At 46.7% G+C, this 19,310-nt stretch carries 20 protein-coding genes; 8 read left to right on the top strand and 12 right to left on the bottom strand.

Features of this window, described 5'->3' with window-relative positions; translation table 11 throughout:
- Positions 1 to 116 precede the first annotated feature (116 nt).
- From UM181_16365 to UM181_16345, 5 genes are all read right to left on the bottom strand, one after another.
- Positions 117 to 425 carry a DUF3764 family protein gene (locus UM181_16365; GenBank protein WQC62862.1) on the bottom strand — a complete coding sequence of 103 codons (309 nt, stop codon included), beginning with the start codon at positions 423 to 425 and terminating at the stop codon, positions 117 to 119.
- 275 nt (positions 426 to 700) lie between these two features.
- A complete protein-coding gene (locus UM181_16360; GenBank protein ID WQC62861.1) occupies positions 701 to 1,099 on the bottom strand; it encodes a hypothetical protein in 399 nt (132 codons plus the stop codon).
- 277 nt (positions 1,100 to 1,376) lie between these two features.
- Positions 1,377 to 1,739, bottom strand: a complete 363-nt coding sequence (locus tag UM181_16355; GenBank protein WQC62860.1) for a hypothetical protein — start codon at positions 1,737 to 1,739, stop codon at positions 1,377 to 1,379.
- Between the two features lie 284 nt (positions 1,740 to 2,023).
- Positions 2,024 to 2,764, bottom strand: a complete 741-nt coding sequence (locus UM181_16350; GenBank protein ID WQC62859.1) for an amino acid ABC transporter permease — start codon at positions 2,762 to 2,764, stop codon at positions 2,024 to 2,026.
- Positions 2,765 to 2,773: 9 nt separating this feature from the next.
- Complete coding sequence (locus UM181_16345; GenBank protein ID WQC62858.1) at positions 2,774 to 3,526, bottom strand: amino acid ABC transporter ATP-binding protein; 753 nt, start codon at positions 3,524 to 3,526, stop codon at positions 2,774 to 2,776.
- A gap of 171 nt (positions 3,527 to 3,697) precedes the next feature.
- On the opposite strand from UM181_16345, the gene UM181_16340 reads away from it, so the two are divergent.
- The 6 genes from UM181_16340 (at position 3,698) to UM181_16315 (ending at position 9,021) form a co-directional block, all read left to right on the top strand.
- On the top strand, positions 3,698 to 4,438 hold the full coding sequence (locus UM181_16340; GenBank protein ID WQC64787.1) for a transporter substrate-binding domain-containing protein: 741 nt from the start codon (positions 3,698 to 3,700) through the stop codon (positions 4,436 to 4,438).
- Between the two features lie 89 nt (positions 4,439 to 4,527).
- Positions 4,528 to 5,262 (top strand): creatininase family protein, encoded by a 735-nt coding sequence (locus UM181_16335; GenBank protein WQC62857.1) that lies wholly within the window; start codon positions 4,528 to 4,530, stop codon positions 5,260 to 5,262.
- A 101-nt stretch (positions 5,263 to 5,363) separates the two neighbouring features.
- The gene (locus UM181_16330; GenBank protein ID WQC62856.1) at positions 5,364 to 5,699 is read left to right on the top strand and encodes a carboxymuconolactone decarboxylase family protein; all 336 of its coding nucleotides are present in this window, start codon (positions 5,364 to 5,366) and stop codon (positions 5,697 to 5,699) included.
- A 154-nt stretch (positions 5,700 to 5,853) separates the two neighbouring features.
- Entirely contained in the window at positions 5,854 to 6,963 is a 1,110-nt protein-coding gene (locus tag UM181_16325) for a hypothetical protein (protein ID WQC62855.1), read from the top strand.
- A gap of 355 nt (positions 6,964 to 7,318) precedes the next feature.
- Positions 7,319 to 8,359: an aromatic ring-hydroxylating dioxygenase subunit alpha gene (locus UM181_16320; protein ID WQC62854.1), complete on the top strand. Its 1,041-nt coding sequence runs from the start codon at positions 7,319 to 7,321 to the stop codon at positions 8,357 to 8,359.
- 83 nt (positions 8,360 to 8,442) lie between these two features.
- Entirely contained in the window at positions 8,443 to 9,021 is a 579-nt protein-coding gene (locus UM181_16315; GenBank protein WQC62853.1) for a peroxidase-related enzyme, read from the top strand.
- 648 nt (positions 9,022 to 9,669) lie between these two features.
- On the opposite strand, the gene UM181_16310 is transcribed toward UM181_16315, so the two are convergent.
- The 3 genes from UM181_16310 to UM181_16300 all read right to left on the bottom strand — a co-directional run bounded on the left by UM181_16310 (position 9,670) and on the right by UM181_16300 (position 12,562).
- A complete protein-coding gene (locus tag UM181_16310) occupies positions 9,670 to 9,873 on the bottom strand; it encodes a hypothetical protein (GenBank protein WQC62852.1) in 204 nt (67 codons plus the stop codon).
- Positions 9,874 to 10,312: 439 nt separating this feature from the next.
- A complete protein-coding gene (locus UM181_16305) occupies positions 10,313 to 10,501 on the bottom strand; it encodes a hypothetical protein (protein WQC62851.1) in 189 nt (62 codons plus the stop codon).
- Between the two features lie 798 nt (positions 10,502 to 11,299).
- Entirely contained in the window at positions 11,300 to 12,562 is a 1,263-nt protein-coding gene (locus tag UM181_16300; protein WQC62850.1) for a cytochrome c peroxidase, read from the bottom strand.
- A gap of 66 nt (positions 12,563 to 12,628) precedes the next feature.
- Here UM181_16300 and UM181_16295 point away from each other — a divergent pair, with 66 nt between their 5' ends.
- Positions 12,629 to 13,105, top strand: a complete 477-nt coding sequence (locus tag UM181_16295; protein ID WQC64786.1) for a tetratricopeptide repeat protein — start codon at positions 12,629 to 12,631, stop codon at positions 13,103 to 13,105.
- A gap of 102 nt (positions 13,106 to 13,207) precedes the next feature.
- Here the strand turns inward: UM181_16295 and dctP are convergent, their stop codons facing one another.
- From dctP to UM181_16280, 3 genes are read right to left on the bottom strand one after another with little or no spacing between them, the layout of a single operon-like run.
- Positions 13,208 to 14,266 (bottom strand): TRAP transporter substrate-binding protein DctP, encoded by a 1,059-nt coding sequence (dctP, locus tag UM181_16290; GenBank protein WQC62849.1) that lies wholly within the window; start codon positions 14,264 to 14,266, stop codon positions 13,208 to 13,210.
- A 31-nt stretch (positions 14,267 to 14,297) separates the two neighbouring features.
- The gene (locus UM181_16285; protein WQC62848.1) at positions 14,298 to 15,587 is read right to left on the bottom strand and encodes a TRAP transporter large permease; all 1,290 of its coding nucleotides are present in this window, start codon (positions 15,585 to 15,587) and stop codon (positions 14,298 to 14,300) included.
- Positions 15,587 to 16,174, bottom strand: coding sequence for a TRAP transporter small permease (locus tag UM181_16280; GenBank protein WQC62847.1), 588 nt, complete (start codon positions 16,172 to 16,174; stop codon positions 15,587 to 15,589). The genes UM181_16285 and UM181_16280 overlap by 1 nt, the downstream gene beginning before the upstream one ends.
- A 711-nt stretch (positions 16,175 to 16,885) precedes the next feature.
- On the opposite strand from UM181_16280, the gene UM181_16275 reads away from it, so the two are divergent.
- Positions 16,886 to 17,479: a hypothetical protein gene (locus UM181_16275; GenBank protein WQC62846.1), complete on the top strand. Its 594-nt coding sequence runs from the start codon at positions 16,886 to 16,888 to the stop codon at positions 17,477 to 17,479.
- Positions 17,480 to 18,459: 980 nt separating this feature from the next.
- On the opposite strand, the gene UM181_16270 is transcribed toward UM181_16275, so the two are convergent.
- Entirely contained in the window at positions 18,460 to 19,131 is a 672-nt protein-coding gene (locus tag UM181_16270; GenBank protein ID WQC62845.1) for a hypothetical protein, read from the bottom strand.
- Positions 19,132 to 19,310: the final 179 nt, after the last annotated feature.

Here is a 19,310-nt window from a genome sequence, read left to right as displayed (position 1 = left end):
CAAAGATCGCCGGGCGGATGGTAATACCATGGCTCTTAGTTGAATAAAGGCAGACGATATGATCGCACCAAAAAGCCTATGGTGCGATCCTGAATTTTGGATTGCACTGCAATACTTTAATCTAAGTCTAAAACTTTCGGATAATTAATAAAGGCGTCGTCTGTGATCGGTGTAAACGTTCCAGTTTCGACTATCGCGCCTGCTTCTGCTCTTAGCCTGGTCAGCTCTTCATCGGCACCAAAACGCTTCAAATGTTCTTCTGATTCAAAATGTATGACAGTGTGCAGCATGGTGTCATCGTCTTTTTGTGTTCCTGCAAAAACAAATGTCATGCCATGTTCTTGCATCTTGTCTTCAACAGAGTGGACCATATCTTTCCATGCCTGGAAACCTTTAGATAACCTTATTGTCGTCACCACTAGCACAACGCTCTCCTCGTTTTATAGTATCAAAGCTAAATCCAGCCAATCACAGCATGGGCCTTTTTGACAGCCTGAAAATATCTGACGTAAGGTCACTCGAGCCCTTCCCCCCTCCCCAGGGCCTGCCTCTGCCGATACCTTCTTGAACGCGATGGAGGGGTATAGTTTTAACGCGAGCCACGGTTGTGACGTAAATGTTGAAAGCGCAATGGGCGTTCTGGCCATCTGGAAAAGGGTAGAGGTTAGTCGCGGTGCTGTTACGCGTTGGCGTTTTTAGGTTATACCGCAGAAAAAGAATTGCGCGCGAGGGGGTGATAGATTGCAGTGACCAACTGCCATGTTTTATAAGATGGAAGTTGTGCGATCAATCGAGGTATTTTTCCCTCACTGCATTTGCATCCTATTTTCATAAGCTTAACGTCGCTTGTTAAATCTGATAAATCAGCAAACAGGTGATTTTGTCTTAGCTTTAGAAAATTAATTTTGCCTTCCCTGTGCCTAGAAAAAATATGTTTTCTGCTCTCACGCCGTTTCGCACGCATCTTCAAGCTACGCTGTGTCGTTTCTTCATCAGGATACGCTAAGCTGGTCAACGCTGATGTTGAGCTTGTTCTAGTGGTGATAAGTGAAACCCATTCTGAAAACTGTTTTCTTGCAGTTTTTATGTTCTTTTGCATGGGTGTCGGCGACCGTTTTATTATCAAGCTCGATCATATTCATAAAAAAGCCTGGCGTCTCGTTCTCTTTGAATTATTCAAATTCGTGATCTGCAAAAACCGTCTTAAATGACAGGTGTGAGCTCAGTCTCAAATCTTCTTTTAATATCCTAAACCTCAAACAGCAGCGGCATACCGCTCGCTTGAAATTTTGCTATTGGTTATCGAAACAGGACATGTTTGGCTTTGCTCGAATGCGCTGGAATAGAGAAATGCTTAGGCTGGTAAAATTTCTCAATCATTGATTGAGGGGATGTGCGTCCCATTGCTCTTTTGTCAGTGATGTGCAGCCATTTTGCGATCGCCAAATTAACCCGTCTTTTAGCTTGTGAGACCATAGAACCGCTTCGCAGCTGCCATCTGTGGCAACTGTATAAAAATGCTCAACTAAAATTTCTTCATTTTCATAAATACAAGTTGGATGTAGCTGTTCGGATTCCGTCATGAAATTTAAAATCCGATCAACATCATAATTTGCAATGGTGATTTTTCGGCCATTTGAATGCAGATGAAATTCGTATTCTGTGTGCAAACAAGACATGTAAGTTTCGGCATCTCTATCTAACCAAGCACCTCTAAACTTATCGTAGACAATTCCCATCCTCGAAAACCCCTTAAATTAACTTTTCAAATTATGATGTATCAAAGTTTGAAAAGTTCCACACTTCTTTTTAAATTTCCGTTTTTTGGAGCTGCCAAAGCGATACAAGACTTAAAGTGAATTTCTGCCAGATAGATCCAGATATCAAAGGGCTTAAGATATAAGATTTTACCCGGTTCATCCGCCGGAAGCAGATTATGGTGACCATATAATTATCTGATGTAAACAGATAGGCCAGTACCACCGTTTTGCCGGTTTTCGGGTCTGCCGTTGCTATACCGCCTTTAAACCCGCTCGTCTGATTTAAGGCGCCGCTCTAGCCACCGCACGCCCGCAGAAACGACCAAAATAAGCACCAAATATTCCAGTACTAAAATGGTATAAATTTCCAAAGGCCGATATTCTGTCACAACAAGCTCGTTGGCTTTTCGCGTCAGTTCTTGCATGCCAATTACAGAAACCAGTGACGACATTTTCAGCATATAAACCAGTTGATTGCCTAACGCTGGAAGAATACGACGTATGGCTTGCGGTAAGATCACAAACCGCATCGTATCTTTGTAATTTAATGAAATGGAATGTGACGCTTCATATTGGCCTCTATCGATGGATTGTATTCCTGCGCGGAATATCTCCGCTTGGAAGGCACTATCGGACAATGCCAGGGCAATTACTCCAGCCCAGAAAACGTTTATTTCCAGACCTGTCATTGGAGGCAGGCCATAATATACCCATAAAATGAGAACCAGAATAGGAACCGATCTCACAATTTCGACATAGACGCGATTAAAATTCCTAAGCCACGGATTTTTCGATAGACCGGGCAGGGCGACCAATAATCCAACAGCAATCGAAATGAAAATCGAGGTGAAGGATAGCAACAGCGTGAAATAATATCCCGACATAAGGAATTTTAAGTTTATCCAACCGGATTTGCTGTAGGGGTTGACCACATACCATCCCCAATTGTCAGAGCAACCCGACAGAAACAGCATTAAAAATAATAAAATTGCCAGCTTTTTCATCTAATTACTCTAGTGATGCAGAATTTGTTGAAGAAAGGTCTTACACCGATCGGTATCTGGAGAGTCAAAAAATTTGGCTGGAGGCGCAGTTTCAACGATCCGGCCTTGATCCATAAAAATCATTGTATCGGCCACCCGCCGGGCAAACCCCATTTCATGGGTGACACAAATCATTGTCATTCCGGTATCGGCCAGTTCAATCATCACCTCAAGCACTTCGCTGATCATTTCTGGGTCCAAAGCCGATGTTGGCTCGTCAAATAATAGAATTTTTGGCTCCATACATAAAGACCGGGCAATCGCCACCCTTTGTTGTTGCCCGCCCGACAATTGGCCCGGATATTTATGCGCTTGTTCGGGGATTTTAACCCGTTCTAAATACCCCATGGCCCGGCTATCCGCCTCTTGACGGGTCACTTTTTTGGCACGAACCGGCCCAAGCGTGATATTTTCCAAAACAGTCAAATGGGGAAAAAGATTGAATTGTTGAAAAACCATGCCAACGCGCGATCTGATCTGTTCAAGAGATTTGGTTTTATGGTTTAATATGATGCCATCAACCGTAATTGATCCCGCATCATGGATCTCTAATCCGTTGATACATCTTATTAATGTAGACTTTCCAGATCCAGAGGGGCCACAGACAACAACGCGCTCTCCTTGCTTTACGCTTAGCGAAACATCCTTTAAGGCGGCGAATTTACCAAAATTTTTTGAGATATCTTTAATCTCAATATCATTATCTCGTGGGCTTTTAGGCATGAAATCTCCAAATATTCGCCCTAACAAACACCTCAAAACCGATAAAGGCAATGATACGATGCCTAAATCTCCAAATCTTGTTGCTTTTTCTGCAGCTTTGCGTTCCTTTTGTTGAGGAAATTACAAATTATGGAGATAATCATGAAGTTAGCTAAGGTAATTGCAGCAGCAATGGTAATGGCGGTGTCATCCGTTCAAGTCCACGCGGGCGCTTTACAGGATATTTTAAGCAGCGGAACGTTGAAAGTGGGCACGACGGGAGATTGGAACCCGATGACGATGAAGGATTCGGCAACCAATTCGTATACGGGGTTTGATATCGATGTGATGACCCAGCTTGCGGCAGACCTTGGCGTTGAATTAGAGCTGGTCCCGACAGAATGGAAAACGCTGGTCGCTGGCATTGCGGCGGGCAAGTACCATATGACGGGATCTGCCTCGGTTTCGCCAGCGCGTGCAAAAGCAACAGGCTATTCTGACAGCTATTTCTCGCTTGCCACAGTTCCGCTGACGTTGAAGTCAAATGCTGATAAATATAAAGATTGGGAGGATCTCAACAATGCGGATGTGCGTGTTGCTGCAACCCTAGGTACAACGCAGGAAAAACAGGTCAAACAGTATTTCCCTGATGCGAAGCATGTGATCGTAGAAGCTCCCGCGCAGCCGTTCCAACAGGTGCTGAGCGGTCGCGCTGATGCACATATTACGTCAAACGTAGAGGCGAATAAATTGGTAGCGATTCATTCTGATTTGATGATTGTACCGGTTTCAGAGCCAAAATCACCCACGCCAATCGCGATGTTATTGCCGCAGGCAGATCAAGTTTGGATCAACTATGTGAACACTTGGATCAAACTCAAACAAGAGCGCGGCTTTTTTAAAGAATTAGATGATAAGTGGAAGCTTAATTAAAACCCTCAAAAGGTGCCTTCGGGCACCTTTTTACGTCTAGGCCCGCGAGGCTGCACAGTCTCCACTTCGTGAAATATAGTTTATTTTAAATGAGACTTATCCATTCAACTTGGCAGGAAATTGACGCATATTTGGCGATATCGGATGGTATTCTTATTCCAACCGGCTCGATCGAACAGCATGGTCCCATCGGTTTGATTGGCACTGATATGCTTTGCGCGGATGATATTGCGGTCGCGGCTGGCGAAGCGGCAAACTTTCTTGTTGCGCCGCCGCTGGGATACGCGCCTGCTGAGTTCAATATGGGCTTCGCAGGGACGATTTCGATTTCTCAAGAGACCTATCGAAATTTATGTGGCGAGATCTTTCATGCGCTAGAGCGGCATGGTTTTCGGCATATTTATATTTTGAATGGCCACGGCGCCAATTTAGAGCCTTTAGCCGAGGCTGCAGATGCAGTTTCAAAGGCAAAATTGCGGATCAAAAGCTGGTGGGAGTTTGAGGCTGTCAATCTGCTGCGTCAAGCGCTCTACGGAGATTGGGAGGGTATGCATGCCACCCCATCCGAAATCGCTATTACGCAAGTTGCGCATCGCGGCGTGGATGCCGCTTTGGCCAGTGCGCCACCTGAAAAACTTACCCAAGATTTTGTTCGAACCCATGCGGGTGACAAACATGGGTCGGCAGATGAACATCGTGCGCAATTTCCGGATGGTCGGGTCGGATCGCATTCGGCTTTGGCCACTCGGGCGCATGGTGCGCGGCTCAAAGCTGCGGCTGTGTCTGCTCTCATTAAAGACTACGAAAAATTCGTAGGGTCTTAAGGTTGATCAAGGCATCAAAGCCGAGGGTTTAATTTTAATTGTTGCGTCACGCAGTTCAAATTCTGATAAGTTTGAAAACTGCGAGCAGGGGAGAACATATTATGGATTGGCAAAAGTTTCTGGATGAAACCATTCAAAGTACGGGTGTGTATCACAAAGAGGCGTCCGAACTTTTTACGGCTTTTGCTGCTATGGGCAAGGCGGCGAAAAAAAGTGATGCTTTAGACGAAAAAACAAAAGAGTTGATTGCCCTTGGCATTGCGATTTCAACCCGCTGCGATCCCTGCATCGCGTATCATATGAAAGCGCTTGTGCGGCTGAAAACCTCTCGAGAAGAACTTTGTGAAGCGCTTGAAATGATTTCGTATATGGGAGGAGGGCCTTCTATCTCTTACAGCGCCAAAGCCCTGGAGGCATATGATCAGTTTTCTCAATAGTTGGAGCTACACGCCCAAGTGGTTTTAGAGGGCCGTGATGCATAATCCATATCACGGCTTGATCGTGGCCTTGCCAAAATCTGTGTTTTTGTCCTTATATGGCGGCGTTAATCCTTGGCGTGGGCGCGCGCCCTCAGCGGTGAAGTGAACAGGAATGAGTGAGTTGATCAAAAACGTTGAGCAGGCTGCGAAGAACATTTTGTTTAATTGCGCAAAAGGCGAGGCTGGTGATACGCTTCTGATTGTGCACGAAGCTTGTGATGAGGGGTATTATGATCCAAAGCTTCATGGGCTCGTCGCCGAAGCGGCCAAGACGCTTGGTTTTGAGGTTACGTTGTTCGAAATCGCGTTTGAACCAGATATCAAAGACCCTAGCCCTGAATTGGCGGCAAAACTGGCGGTAGCAGATCACAGTTTGTTTCTGGCAAGATTGGGCGACCAGCTCCGGTTTCAGAAGAATAAGATACCCGCGCGCTCGATCATCAGCTATGCGATTGATAGTGATATGTTTTTATCCAGCTTTGCTCGGGCAGACTATGCGGGTTTTGCAGAGCTGAAAGGGCTTATAGAGGCAGCGTTTGCGGCCGCAAAGCGCATTCAAGTCACCTGTCCTGCGGGCACCGATTTTTCAGGATCTCTGCAAAACGGTGAGTTTGAACATTCGGATATTTACTTAAAACGCTTCCCGCTTTCGATTTTTAACCCTGTTCCGATATTTGCATTCAGCGGGTGCATCGCTCAAAATGGATTTTTGACCGGAACCGGGTCGCAATATTATAAGCCTTATGCCTGCGAATTGCGCAATACGCTTTTGATTGATTTTAAAGGCGCGGACATCACCGGGTTTAGAGGCAGTCAACGCGATATTTTATCGGCCCAAACCCATTATGAAATGGTTGCTAAAAAATATAATATCGATCCCTATTTCATTCATTCTTGGCATGCAGGAATTCACCCGGCCTGCAGCTTTGATCATCCGGCGTCAGAAAATTTCGAGCGTTGGAGCGGCGCTGCATTCGGCAATCCTCGTTTGCTGCATTTTCATTCTTGCGGAAAAATTCCTCCGGGCGAAATTTCGATAAATGTTGTTGACCCAAGCATCAGGCTGGATGATGCTTTGGTGTGGGAAAAAGGTGTGTTGCATCCTGAGCGGTTGCGTGGAGGCGGTGCGCTTTTGGCACGTTTTTCCGATTTGGCGCAGGCGTTTCAAAACCCTGCCAAGGAAATCGGGCTGGGGCCTGCAGAGCGGCTGTCATTTTCGTAAACAACCTTACTGTTAAACATGTAGCGGATTTAAAGCTCAATCTTTGATGCGCTGGGGTTTGGAGCCTTTCAAAAATCTGTCGCTCATGGTGTTGCAGGAGTTTCTGAGCCGTAAATTTGAAGGAAAATTTTGCGGCTCACATGGTTTTCACAGGCGGTGCCATCACTCGGGGAAGGACCGCTTAATAAGTGCTTTTGGCGCTGTTGTTCCGGCTGTCGCAAAACGGGGATGTAACCGGTCTATTTCCAATGGACTAACCGCAGCGCGCATATTACGCTTTGCCAGATACGGGGTGCCGGCGCTGGCCGAAAAAAGCGTTGTGTGGATTGAGCACAAAGATCGAAGGGGCTAATACATGTTTTTGCAGAATTGCTGGTACGTTGCCGGTTGGAGTAAAGACTATAAGCAAGAGCTGCGCGCGCAGACTTTGTTGTCAGAAAATATCGTTTTTTACCGCCGCGCAGATGGCAGCCCTGTGGCCTTGGAAGATGCCTGTCCGCATCGCAAATTGCCGCTTTCGCATGGCCAGTTAAGCGAAGATAGGGTGATTTGTGGGTATCACGGGCTGACTTTTGATTGCAGCGGATCCTGCGTTGAAGCGCCCACCCAGCGAGCCAATATTCCCCGCCGTGCCGCGGTGAAATCTTATCCGGTTGTTGATCGATATCGGTTGCTTTGGATTTGGATGGGCGATCCAAACAAAGCCAATCCAGATGATATTTTTGAAATCAAAAACTTTGACAATCCCGATTGGGGATATACCGAGGGCGGCGTTTTGCCGATTGCCTGCAATTATTTATGGGTTGTGGATAATCTACTCGATCCCAGCCATGTGGCTTGGGTGCATGTCACGTCTTTTGGCGGCAGCGGCACCGATGATCAAACGCTTGATCTTGAGAAAACAGAAGATGGTATCATTGTCTCGCGATGGATTTATGATCAGCCACCATCGCCCTACTATAAGGATCTTCTGCGTTTTGGGGGAAATTGCGATCGTAAACAACATTATGAAATGTCTATTCCCGGCATAGCGTTAAATATGTCAATCTACACGCCGCCAGGAACGGGGGGGCCAAAATCTAGCCCGGTCGAGAAGACCTATGTCAATATTTCTTATAATTTCATGACCCCGGTTGATGAAAAAAACACGCAATATATCTGGTTTCAACATCGCAACACGGATCCGCAAAATGCCGAGATTTCCGAGAAAATGAATGCCGGTGCGCGCATGGCCTTTCTCGAGGATAAAGTTATCCTCGAAGAGGTTCAAAAAGGCATGGATAATATGATTACGCCGAATATCGATTTAGGGCTGGATGCGGGGGCCAAGCTTTTCCGGCTTAAGCTGCAGCGAATGATTGACCAAGAACAAAACCACATTGACAAAACGGCTTAACGGGCCAAAGGACTGCGCTGCATAGTTTGCGCTATTTTCAGCAAATAAGCGCCTCGTCAGCGCAGCGTACAAAGGAGAGAAATATGTCTGCTTGGATAAGGATGATTTCGGATGAAGAGGCGGATGCGCCTTTGAAAAAAGCGCTGGATTTTGCGCGAACCCCGCATGGCACCGTGGATAATGTTATGCGAGTGCATTCTCTGCGCCCCAGCACAATGAACGGACATGTGGCGCTGTATCGGGCCTGCCTGCATGATGATCAAAACACCATTCCCATGTGGTTTCAGGAGGTAATCAGCTCTTATGTTTCGACTTTAAACAATTGCCCTTATTCTTATGCCAACCATTGGGCGAATGCGCGCCATTTAATGGCGGATGATGAAAAAGCCGCAAAGGTAGAGGCCGCCTTGCGCGCCCATTCGCCGCGCGATGTCTTTGAAGGCGCTGAACTTGCGTTGTTGAATTATGCTGAGAAGTTAACTTTATCGCCTGGCCAGATCACCAAAGAAGATGTTGATTTGCTGAAATCTGCAGGGGTAGAGGATGGTGAAATTCTTGAGGCAAATCAAATTATTGGCTACTTCAATTATGTCAATAGGCTGTTAAATGGGTTGGGCGTTAGCACCGCTGGGGATGTTGTCGGGTATTATCAATCGGACTGAAAGGTTGCGAAATAAAGAAAAGTTTCCTTTTTAAGTTCACAGGGAACAGCGGGGCTGTGACGATAAAATTTGAAGCCGTCGTCACAGTTGCCAGCGTGATAGAACCCTTTATAGCCTTTGCAATGATGAAGGCATGATTTTAAAACATCAGCTTTAAATACAGCTTTATCGGCGGAAGGGGCGAAATGTCTGGTACTTGCAAAGTCTTTATAGCTCTTTGTTAATCGCATAAGCTGCGCGCATAGTAATGAGAGGCGGGTTTAGCGAAATAATTGGAACGCCCGCATGCGGATCGGCCAAACTGGTGCGCGTGGGCCGCTGAGATGAAACAGAATTTCCACGTCTCGGTTTTAAAGACCTACAGGACTGTTTTGACCGTTTGGCCTTTTGATAAGCCGCCACTACGCATCTATGCTGAAACATGCGGCGCAAGACTTTGACGATTCTTAGTTCCCAAACATTCACGCTCTAGCATGCGCGAAATAAACGTTTCTGCATCGTTTTGAGGTTCTGTTAATGCAGAGGGTCTATCTTAAATAACATTGATTTCTCGCAAACATGGCACGCTTTATAAATTTAAGTCCAAACGTTTTTAAATTTAAATCAAGGCTATGTAGAGCCGTGTTTAACTTTTTTAGGTCAATTTACTTAAGGATCCAGATCTATCAACTGTTTTGGATGCCACGCATCGCAGATCATCTGAGCGGCGTCGGAAGATTTTTGGCAGACGCGATATTCGCCCGTGATATCGTTGGTTTCTGTCCAACTGCGGGCGCCTTGTTGATGATAGCCAATAAAGCCAACGAGGCCGAGGCAAATCATAAGAACGACACCTATTTTGCTTATGCTCATGGACGATCCCCTAGCGTATCTGCGGCACCCTAGTGAGGCTTGGCTCAGAGGTCAATTGCGCCGAAATTACGCAGAAGCCCTTCGGTTGTGGTGGGCACGCCGCCGTCTTTGCTAGGGGGGAATGAGCTTTTAACTTAACAAATAAGATGGCTTAGTGGCAGGTCTTCAACATTTTTGCCAATCGCGATTATTTCTGCCTAAGCGCGTTAAAAAGGGTGTTTACGGCCAATCTGCCGAATTTATTTGCCGCTTTCGGCCTGGCGCCTGTGAGAAGCCTAGATCAAGGTGACAGCTTGCATCGGGCTTTGTTTTGATCAGTGACACCGCAAAAGCATTCAGCGTCTCTGAAAAATACCACGGCATGGGTCTGGGCAAATATCCAACCATTGGTGTTTGTTTGTTAGTTTCGCCGGATAAAACCGCAATTTGGTATTTTGTTTTAGATAAAGCTATTGCCTGCACCTGCGGCTAAAAGCGCGGCTGGCCCATGATAGATGGTCAATGTAAACAAAGTGCGATTATGCGACCAATGAAACATTTTTTTCACATTTGGATTATCTGCTAGCCTGAGCATCGCGCCATGCCCGCCGGGAATGAATAGGGCAATAAAGAAACCCTCTTGGATCATGGCTTGTCTGCAAAATGGGCAAGGCTTTTTGAGGTTTTAAACGCCGTCTCAAACGTATGGAGCAACCCTGTGACATACGGGTCTTTATCAGGCATCGCCCACATTTCGATCGCGACGCGGCGCCAGTGGGAGTGATCACATCGATTTCAAATCCTGCGCTTAAAATTTGAAGTATTGGCAAAGTCATTTCAACCAGGTGATTGCCCGTTGAAAACTTTTTACCATTGGCCATCGCCATTTAGCGCTTTTTTAAGACCATAAAAAACGGCCCTTCGTTTCTTTCGCTGAATTGGCGTATTCGCCACCGTCAAAATAAGGGTTGGGTGATGTTGCCAGTTTTAAAGCTAAAGGGGATGGTAAACAGGCCCCATCTTCCGTCGGGCTGCGCGCAAGACCAAGAATTTTAAAAAACGTAATAGATCTTCCAAGGTAAAAATGAGGGGGTTGCAAGTTGACTGTGTAAGAGCAGGATCTGTTTTTTATCCAGCGCGCAGCTCTTTGGCTGATATGTAAAATATTTTTTAGAGAACGATATATCCTGAAAGGGGAGGGTCCAAATCAGATCAGCTGGGCAGGCGCGCTGGGTGAATGTTTTTACATGTATCCAACCTCGGACGAGCAGAGCCTTGAGCAAAATACTGATTTGTATCAGTTTTGATAAATGCACCCAGTGCGCATCTGCGCCGCAAAAGCCTCAGATCACCGGCACGTTCAAGTTTCTGGCGCAGTCGCTTTGCAGGCTTAATAAGCATTAAAAACCAAGGGATGATTTTCGCCAGCCATTCGCCTGAAATCCGTTTAATCAACGGGCAGGCCGCTGGGTACAAAATCGGGGCTGCCCAACCGGCTTTTAGTGGCGGTTTTCCCCGTAAGGCTATGCAAAAACTTCACAATATCAGCGATTTGATTATCCGTTAGTGGGCGGGGCTTAATATCAATTTTTGCAGCTTGTCGCGCCATTTCATAGCGATCTGATTGGATAACAAAATCAATATCCTCCAACCAAGGCACGGAGGGTAGGGCGGCCATATCGCGCGTCCAAGCCGCACGCATACCTTGCGGGTCTAAATGATGGCGCAGGATCCCTTCTAAGGTTGGGTAGGCGCCGTTATGACCATAAGGCGCCGTTAGGGCAACATTGCGTAAGCGCGGAGTTTTGAAGCGATAGGCATCGCGCAGGTCATCGCTTTCACCCATACGTCCAACATCGCGTGCGGTTGGATCCCAGCGCCGTGCGCGGCCGGGCCCAAAGGCGGGCAGACCAAGCGCGTAGAATTTCTGATCGCTCAGTAAAGGGCCATTATGGCAATTTGCGCAGCCTGCCTTGCCAAAAAACAATTGCCGGCCCCGTTCGCTGGCCGGGTCTAGTGGCCTGCCCGAGGTTAAGAATGCGTCATAGGGGCTGTCAAAACTCTGCCACTCAAGATTGATGAAATCTCCCAGGGCTTTGGCGATTTCCACGATCGTGATTTGTTCTGGGCTGTCGATATCATCAAAGGCTTTGACGAACATATCCCCATAGGCTGGGATTACGCGCACGCGTTTTGCCAAAATCGGCCAAGCCGCATCGATTCTGTCATGCACAGCGCCGGCAATTTCATTCTCTTTGGGGTTTCCAGCCATTTCAAATTGCGCCACAAGCGGAAAAATTGCTTGCGCTGAAATAACCGTGTTTAACCCATCTGGTAACCATTCCTGAGCCGGTGAGTTAAAGCCATTTTCATAAATATCGCTGATTTCAAGTCGTCCGTCTTGAAAGACTATATTTATAGATTTATGCCCCAAATTCCACAGCGCGGTGGCATTGCGTGGAATGCGCTTTTTGATTTTATCATCGCCCGTGCCAGCGCTGCGCTTAGGGCCTATCCCCACACCGCCTTCGCCAATGCCAAGGCTAAGCCCATCACCACCGCCATGGTCCGGGTGATGGCATGTGCTGCAACTAATGTTACGATTGCCAGAGAGAATTTTATCATAAAATAAAAGCCGGCCAATGCTTGCTTTTTGTAGGTCTAATGGATGAAACTGCGCCTCGTTAAGGATCAGCGTTTCCGCCCACATGGTAGAGCTGCTCAACGCAGTAGCAAGGATAGAAATATGTATCGCACTAAACAGGTTTTTAAGAGGATGGGGCAGGTTTTGGCGTTGCAAACCGCGTTGATCAGCGCTGGGCCCGCTTTGGCCGAGCTTGAAATTGCCAGAGATCTGATGGAGGCGGGGAAATTTGAACAAGCGCGCCATGCGCTGTGGCCTGCAGCCCGTTCGGGCAATGCCGAGGCCGAAGAATTGATTGGCGTAATGTATGCGATGGGCTTGGGCGTAGAGCAGGATTTTGAGCGCGCGTTTGATTGGTATTTGCGCAGTGCAATGAAAGGCCATCCGGGCGCACAATCTGGTGTCGCGTGGTATTATGAACTGGGGCTTGGCATGCCCGCGCCTGATTTGACCCGTGCCTATATGTGGTATGTGCTCTCTGCGATTGGTAATGATCCGGATGCGATGATTAGCCAAGAGGAAGTGGTTAAAAAAATGACGAAGGAGCAGATTGAGAAGGCGCATGTTTTGATCGATGATTATCGGGTCTGGTTATATCCGTTCAGATAAGAACGGATGCAAACCAGCTTTGCAAATGTTTTCAACATTTTTGACAGAAAGATACGAAAGTGGGATCTGCGCAGCGACACATGCTGCGCAGACCCATTGTTTTTATTGAATATCCGCTGCGCGACCAGCGGAAATATCGGCCTCTGCGGCGGCAACCGCTGACGTCAGTGCATTAAACACTTCTTCGCCTCCATCTACATTGGCTTTGAACCAATCATAAACGGGCGCTGCAGCTGATTTGAACGCTGCTTTTTCTTCAGGTGTCGGCACGTAAAGGTCTCCGCCACCAGCTACAAAATCGGCATAGGCTTGAATTGATTTACGCTTTGGTGAAGCGAAGGTGGCCTGTTGCAATTGTGAGAAACCATCGGCAACGATCGTACGCATTTCTGCTGGCATTGACATGAATGTGTCATTTGACATCCACCACAAAGCGCCCATATAGGCATGGCCGTCCAAAGTCACATATTTCAGGCCTGCATCTGGGAATTTCATCCCCATGATATCGGTGATGCCGTTTTTAGACCCTTCCACCACACCGGTTTGAAACGATGTGAACAGTTCAGGCCATGGGATCGGCGTAGGAGAGGCGCCAAGCGCTTTTACGAGTTCTTGCGGAAGATCTGCAACAACGGTACGAATTTTCAAACCGGCCATGTCATCTGGGTTTTGAACGCGGCGTTTTGTATTCGCGAAGTTGCGCCATCCGCCGGTATTCCCGATTGTCATCAAACGGATTTTATCGCCAGAGTTTTCAAGCGCCATTTTGCGCACTGTGCGAGTAAAATCACCGGAAAGAACGTGCTCAGCAACGCGATCATCCGCCATCAAATAAGGCAGGTCCAGAACTTGCACATATGGGAAGATACCGGCCGCGCCGCCTGATGTCGAAATATACACATCGATTGAACCATCGGCCACACCTTGCAAGCATTCCGCGCCTTTTGAACATAGCTGCGTGCCGATGAATAATTCAACTTCGATCGCGCCGTTTGAAGCGCTTTCAACATAGTTTTTGAACACAACAAGACCATCATAGTCTTCATCGTTCTCATTCGAGTTGGCTGTGGCTCGGATTGTGTAATCTGCGGCATTGGCAGCCACCGCCCCTGTGGTTAGCATCGCTGCAAGCGTCAGCGACTTGATAGTACCTTTTAGCATGTTTTCCTCCCTAGAGATATTGCAGTTAAGGTTAGTTTACGAACCCCGTAAGACGTGGGATCGTCATGGAAATGGCTGGAATATAGGTGATTAAGAAGATCACAAATATTTCAACCAAAAGAAATGGAATGATTGCGCGGGCGATACTATCGACTCTCTCTCCTGATACAGAGGAGGCCACAAACAGCACCAAGCCCATCGGTGGCGTTGCCAGCCCAACCGTTAAATTTACGCTCATTATGATTGCAAAATGAACTGGGTCAACGCCCATACTGATGAAAATTGGCCCCAAGATTGGCCCTAAAATAATGATTGCCGGCCCAGCGTCTAAGAACATTCCAACAATGAACAGCAAGATATTGATCAGAAAAAGTAAAATCAGCGGGTTTTCCGAAAGCGACAATATAAACGCTGCAAGGGTTTCTGGAGCATGGCTCAGGCTAACGACCGTTTTAAACGCCATTGCCGCGCCAACCAGCAATAATACAACCGAAGAAGTCATCGCCGCTTTTGTAAGAACTTGAGGTAAATCCTGCAGTTTCAGTGATTTTAAAACGAATAAGCCGATAAAAGTTGCATACCCTACCGCAACAGCCGCGGCTTCTGTCGGGGTAAATATCCCGCCGAGAATACCGCCAAGGATGATCACCGGCGTCATCAAAGGAAAAAATGCTTTTAGGCTGGCTTGGCCGCGGGCGCGCCAACTGTATTTAGCGCTGGCAACTGGAAAATCATAGCGGTCGGCCATGACCTTTACCATAAGCATCAGCCCTGCACCGACCATAACCCCCGGCACAATACCCGCTAAGAACAATGCGGCGACGCTCTCGCCCATTACATAGGCGTAGATAATCATGATGCCAGAGGGGGGGATAATGGGCCCAATAACCGAACTTGCGGCGGTAATTGCGGCCGCAAAACGCCTTGTATAGCCTTGTTTTTCCATCGCGGGGATCAGCATAGAGCCAAGCGCAGAAGTGTCCGCGACGGCTGATCCGGACAGGCCGGCAAACAGCATTGAAGATAAAATATTCACATGCGCAAGGCCACCGCGCAGATGCCCCATAATTGCCTGAGCGAATTCCACCAAACGGCTTGTGATTCCACCCCGGTTCATCAATTCGCCCGCCAGCATAAAAAATGGAATGGCCATCAGCGGAAAGCTGTCCATTCCATTGTAAACGTTGCGATATAAGAGGGCGATGTCACGTTCTTGACCGTTGAGCCATAACAAAAGCCCGGGCGCCGCCAAAAGCCCGAAAAACACCGGTAGACCAATCACCAAAAACACCAGAAACAGGGGTAGGAACCACATCAGCATTATTGCGCACTTTCGCTGTCAAGAATAGGAATATCTCGTAAATGGCGATGCTCTCCCCCGAGGGTGATAATTTGGCGGATAATTAACTCGACCGTAGCAAAAATCATTAAAACGGCACCCACAAAAAGTGATAAATACATCCACGCCAATTTGAGTTTAACGGCTTTCAAACCGATCAGCTGCAGCGGCAGCTTTAAAGAGGCGCTGGCAAACAGCCATCCAGAATTAACGTGTTTCCACCCCAATTTTACGGCAACGCAAAGCACCATAAGAGACACTGTAAACAGAAACAGCGTTAATAAGGTAACGCCCCGGCGGGGCAAAAATTGCGTCAGCGTTTCAATCGCAACAAATCCACCCTGACGCAGCGCAATTGGCGCCATCAAGCCAGTGAGCCATAGCATAAGAAACCGTGCCGCTTCATCGGGCCAGGGCAGGGCATTGTTCAGCGCATAGCGGCAGAAAACCTGCAGTAAAATTATAAGGACCATAAGCGCCAAGGCGATGACTGAGATCCAACGCCCAAACCAGCCGCAGATATCATTGAAAATTTGCAATGGTTTGAGAAGGGTTAACAGCGCATGCATTACATTATTTTCCCGTCCACATTCGACCGAGGCGCGCTTTGTGAGGCTTCGCTTTTATGTCGTGACTCGGCTTTTGCCGAGATAGAACGCGTGCGTTGTGCTGCATAAGCTGCGTTTAGCGCTCCGCAGTTATTGTTGCGCTTGGATGTTAAGATAATGTTGTCGTTCATTTTCTAGCCAAAATTTCAATTTGCAACCAAGCATCTATTTTTCACCATCAAAATCAACATGCCGAACACGGTGTTCAATTTTTTTATATGCTGCAATTTGGACAGGTGAGTGTTCGCTCCGTCATCTTCTTTGCGCCTTGGCTAACATTCAAACGCGGGTAAATCAATAGTGTATCAATTATTGAAGGCATGAATTTTTCATTTGGCGCCCAGCACGTTCATTCCAGCGCGTTAGCAGTCCTGATTTAAAACTGGAAAGGAGCGCTCAAAAAAAGGGATGGCGTATCTAAGTAACGTTTTTACCTTTTGGAACTTCGGCAGAACGAGCTTGTATAATGTAACTATTATGGTCAGTTTTATTTATCTTCAGAAAAATTTTTGGTTTGATGCGATTGGCGCGTGGGTCGCCACCTTTAACCCGGATTAGCGCGTCTGGCGCGGCAATACGGTTGACTTTTTTTAACGCTTTATTGTCGAAGCTTCTTGCTTGGAAAAGAAAAACCCCAAAAAACGCGGTGAAGGCGGTTCGATCAGTTTTTGAATGGCAGGCTTTACCACGCGGTTGTATTTTGACGTAGCGCTCTGCGCAGCCTCGTATGTTTTTAATGTCAGCTCATCCAGCGTTCTCTTTTACGCTCAAATTCAATGTGTTTATGACCGGTTCAAAAACACCTCTAGCGGTTTAGCTGTCACCGCGCCTTCCCTTGCTATTGCATGGTCTAAAGTGATCAGCTTTGAAGCGATCGCTTTAGACAAGGCGTCACGCCAAGTAACAGCTGTTTGCCGCACGCCCTATCCGATTAGCTGGCAATGGTTCAACAAAATGTGGGCTGATCTTGACAATCCTGATGCCTTCGCACCTGCCGTCGCGCAAACATCCATCGCCGTCACTAATTTTTTACCAACGCGCAAGCATCTCAAAAAAGCGTGCTTCATCCTGAAAGTCGAACATATTGCTATTGCCGATGCTCCCATTGGTCCCTTCATTTTGTTTTTAACTTTCTGGAATGTTTCGCATCATTGGCGCGGGATAAAACGTGCGCTCGCACCTGTGTGTGCTTGGGTGCTGAAGCCTAACGCCTTTGTGTTGACGAAGGGGCCTTTGGGGGCAAAAACAGCGTTCGACGGTGTGTAAGTTCTGCGCAAGGGGCAATTTGGCTTAACGGTTTTTGCTTCTAAGGTTTTTACAAAACGTAAACTAATGATCACAGATGTGGAAGTTTAGTTCTGTTTTTTGTTGGTAGACATTTCTAGCTGATCCGAAATTAAAAGCGTTTATTGTAAACACGCGTCATTGCTTCAACGGAGCCAGTTTTTCTGTTCCATGAGTTTAGAATATTCCTCTGCGACTTTTTCAGCATGTGTCTCAGCTTCTAAGATAAGTTTTTTCACCTGCCACTCTGCATGGGTCAGCTTATGCCACCCAATGCAGGTGGCTGTCGGTGAACGTCCGCAGATACATTTTTTCACATCATTTCCCAACGTCTCGGGTGGCTCGCCCGCGCCTTGAATAAGCGATTAACCATGATCGCCAGGTGCGTATTTACGCATAATCCTTGTAACGATACGGTTCGTGCTACAGATTGGATCAAAATGAATGAGATATGTTTTGAAGCCTAGCTGAGCATAAGCAACAAGGATTTGCCTCTGTCTGTTGCCTGATTTTTACTGTCAACGAAATGGGATTGTTTCAACCACTCCCAAACCAGATCGTCTACATCGGTCAGCAGATACTCTCGTCCATATTGAACGAGTTCATCTATAAAATGTCGGTCCCGTATTTCATTCATAAGTCAGCTCCATAACTTGCAGTTTCAATGAGGCTGTTGGCTACGATGTTCTTAATTCTAGCGACTGGCTATATCAGAGTTTACGCTGAAAGTACGATTTTAGATCATTATTTGTTCGATCAGCTCTATTGGCGTTAATAAGCCACTGATAAAATGAACATAATCCGATTAAAAAAACCCAAAGACACATCGAAAAACCGATACTTAAAGCTCCAATGTTTTTAACCAAAGTTTGGAGGGTCTATTTATCGCCGGCACACATCTGTTGCAGGTGCGCAAACACATCATCGTTTAAGGTTTCCAGGAGGTTTTTTTATCAGCAGCTTTAGCTGGAAAACGCGATAACGCCAATTTCGTACCAACCCCGATTGAAAAATAAATTTGTGCTCACATCTGATGCTCTAATTTTTAAAACTGATCGTGGCTGCAATGTGAACTCTTCCTCATCATATGGCGCACCATTCACAAAGCTATCATATGTAGTGATTAAAAGCGCCTCTCTCATGTCATTGTTTATGGTAACGATGAAGCCAACATTTGTTGCGTCAAGACTGGCGAAAACTAAGGCGGATTCAATAGAGCTCATTGCCGCTTCTAAATTTGGGTTGCGAGCCAGATATAACCCATAATAACCATCGCCTCGATCTTCTATGCCAAGTGCCAAAGCCCCGGTCATATTATCCTGATTTTGATCGTCTACTCGCATGACGGACGCTTCAAGCTCAATATTGGCAGTGGCAAACAGCGCGCTTTCATCGCTGTTGCATGATTGTAGCTTTCCGATCATGCCATAGGTTTCTAATATGCCCAGCACCTGACCGATTTCAGAGTGACAATCATCGATGCTTGAGGCGGGGACTTGCATAAATATGGGTAAATTGATTGGATCTCGAGACGCGATGACATCTTGGATGTCCCTGACGTAAAAGGTTGGCGTTACATTAAACTGGCAGGCAGATAAAACACAAAGAAGAATGATGGCCGTAAATTTTCGCATTGGTTTTACCTTTTTGGATTGAGCTCTTTTCATATTTGCCAAATGCCGTCGCTGCATGATGTTTTTAGTTCAGTTTGATAATATATTTACGGACCTCAAAAATAAATAATTTTTTAATATTTTCGAAAGCTCATAAAACCTTACCCTAAAAAGCGGCGGCATGTTGTATCCCATCGGGG

The organism is Alphaproteobacteria bacterium US3C007, assembly GCA_034423775.1.
GTDB lineage: Bacteria > Pseudomonadota > Alphaproteobacteria > Rhodobacterales > Rhodobacteraceae > Thalassovivens > Thalassovivens spotae.
Note: the sequence above shows the minus strand (reverse complement) of the source record. Positions and strands in the feature narration are given on the sequence as shown.

What these genes read in the sequence shown, in the direction of transcription:
- UM181_16275 (WQC62846.1), top strand. Translation starts at nt 16,886, where the DNA reads ATGGCAGGCTTTACCACGCGGTTGTATTTTGACGTAGCGCTCTGCGCA.
- UM181_16300 (WQC62850.1), bottom strand. Translation starts at nt 12,562, where the DNA reads ATGTGGGCGGAAACGCTGATCCTTAACGAGGCGCAGTTTCATCCATTA.
- dctP (WQC62849.1), bottom strand. Translation starts at nt 14,266, where the DNA reads ATGCTAAAAGGTACTATCAAGTCGCTGACGCTTGCAGCGATGCTAACC.
- UM181_16325 (WQC62855.1), top strand. Translation starts at nt 5,854, where the DNA reads ATGAGTGAGTTGATCAAAAACGTTGAGCAGGCTGCGAAGAACATTTTG.
- UM181_16350 (WQC62859.1), bottom strand. Translation starts at nt 2,764, where the DNA reads ATGAAAAAGCTGGCAATTTTATTATTTTTAATGCTGTTTCTGTCGGGT.
- UM181_16330 (WQC62856.1), top strand. Translation starts at nt 5,364, where the DNA reads ATGGATTGGCAAAAGTTTCTGGATGAAACCATTCAAAGTACGGGTGTG.
- UM181_16340 (WQC64787.1), top strand. Translation starts at nt 3,698, where the DNA reads ATGGTAATGGCGGTGTCATCCGTTCAAGTCCACGCGGGCGCTTTACAG.
- UM181_16310 (WQC62852.1), bottom strand. Translation starts at nt 9,873, where the DNA reads ATGAGCATAAGCAAAATAGGTGTCGTTCTTATGATTTGCCTCGGCCTC.
- UM181_16295 (WQC64786.1), top strand. Translation starts at nt 12,629, where the DNA reads ATGGGGCAGGTTTTGGCGTTGCAAACCGCGTTGATCAGCGCTGGGCCC.
- UM181_16280 (WQC62847.1), bottom strand. Translation starts at nt 16,174, where the DNA reads ATGCATGCGCTGTTAACCCTTCTCAAACCATTGCAAATTTTCAATGAT.
- UM181_16320 (WQC62854.1), top strand. Translation starts at nt 7,319, where the DNA reads ATGTTTTTGCAGAATTGCTGGTACGTTGCCGGTTGGAGTAAAGACTAT.
- UM181_16345 (WQC62858.1), bottom strand. Translation starts at nt 3,526, where the DNA reads ATGCCTAAAAGCCCACGAGATAATGATATTGAGATTAAAGATATCTCA.
- UM181_16285 (WQC62848.1), bottom strand. Translation starts at nt 15,587, where the DNA reads ATGCTGATGTGGTTCCTACCCCTGTTTCTGGTGTTTTTGGTGATTGGT.
- UM181_16360 (WQC62861.1), bottom strand. Translation starts at nt 1,099, where the DNA reads ATGCAAAAGAACATAAAAACTGCAAGAAAACAGTTTTCAGAATGGGTT.
- UM181_16270 (WQC62845.1), bottom strand. Translation starts at nt 19,131, where the DNA reads ATGCGAAAATTTACGGCCATCATTCTTCTTTGTGTTTTATCTGCCTGC.
- UM181_16315 (WQC62853.1), top strand. Translation starts at nt 8,443, where the DNA reads ATGTCTGCTTGGATAAGGATGATTTCGGATGAAGAGGCGGATGCGCCT.
- UM181_16305 (WQC62851.1), bottom strand. Translation starts at nt 10,501, where the DNA reads ATGATCCAAGAGGGTTTCTTTATTGCCCTATTCATTCCCGGCGGGCAT.
- UM181_16335 (WQC62857.1), top strand. Translation starts at nt 4,528, where the DNA reads ATGAGACTTATCCATTCAACTTGGCAGGAAATTGACGCATATTTGGCG.
- UM181_16355 (WQC62860.1), bottom strand. Translation starts at nt 1,739, where the DNA reads ATGGGAATTGTCTACGATAAGTTTAGAGGTGCTTGGTTAGATAGAGAT.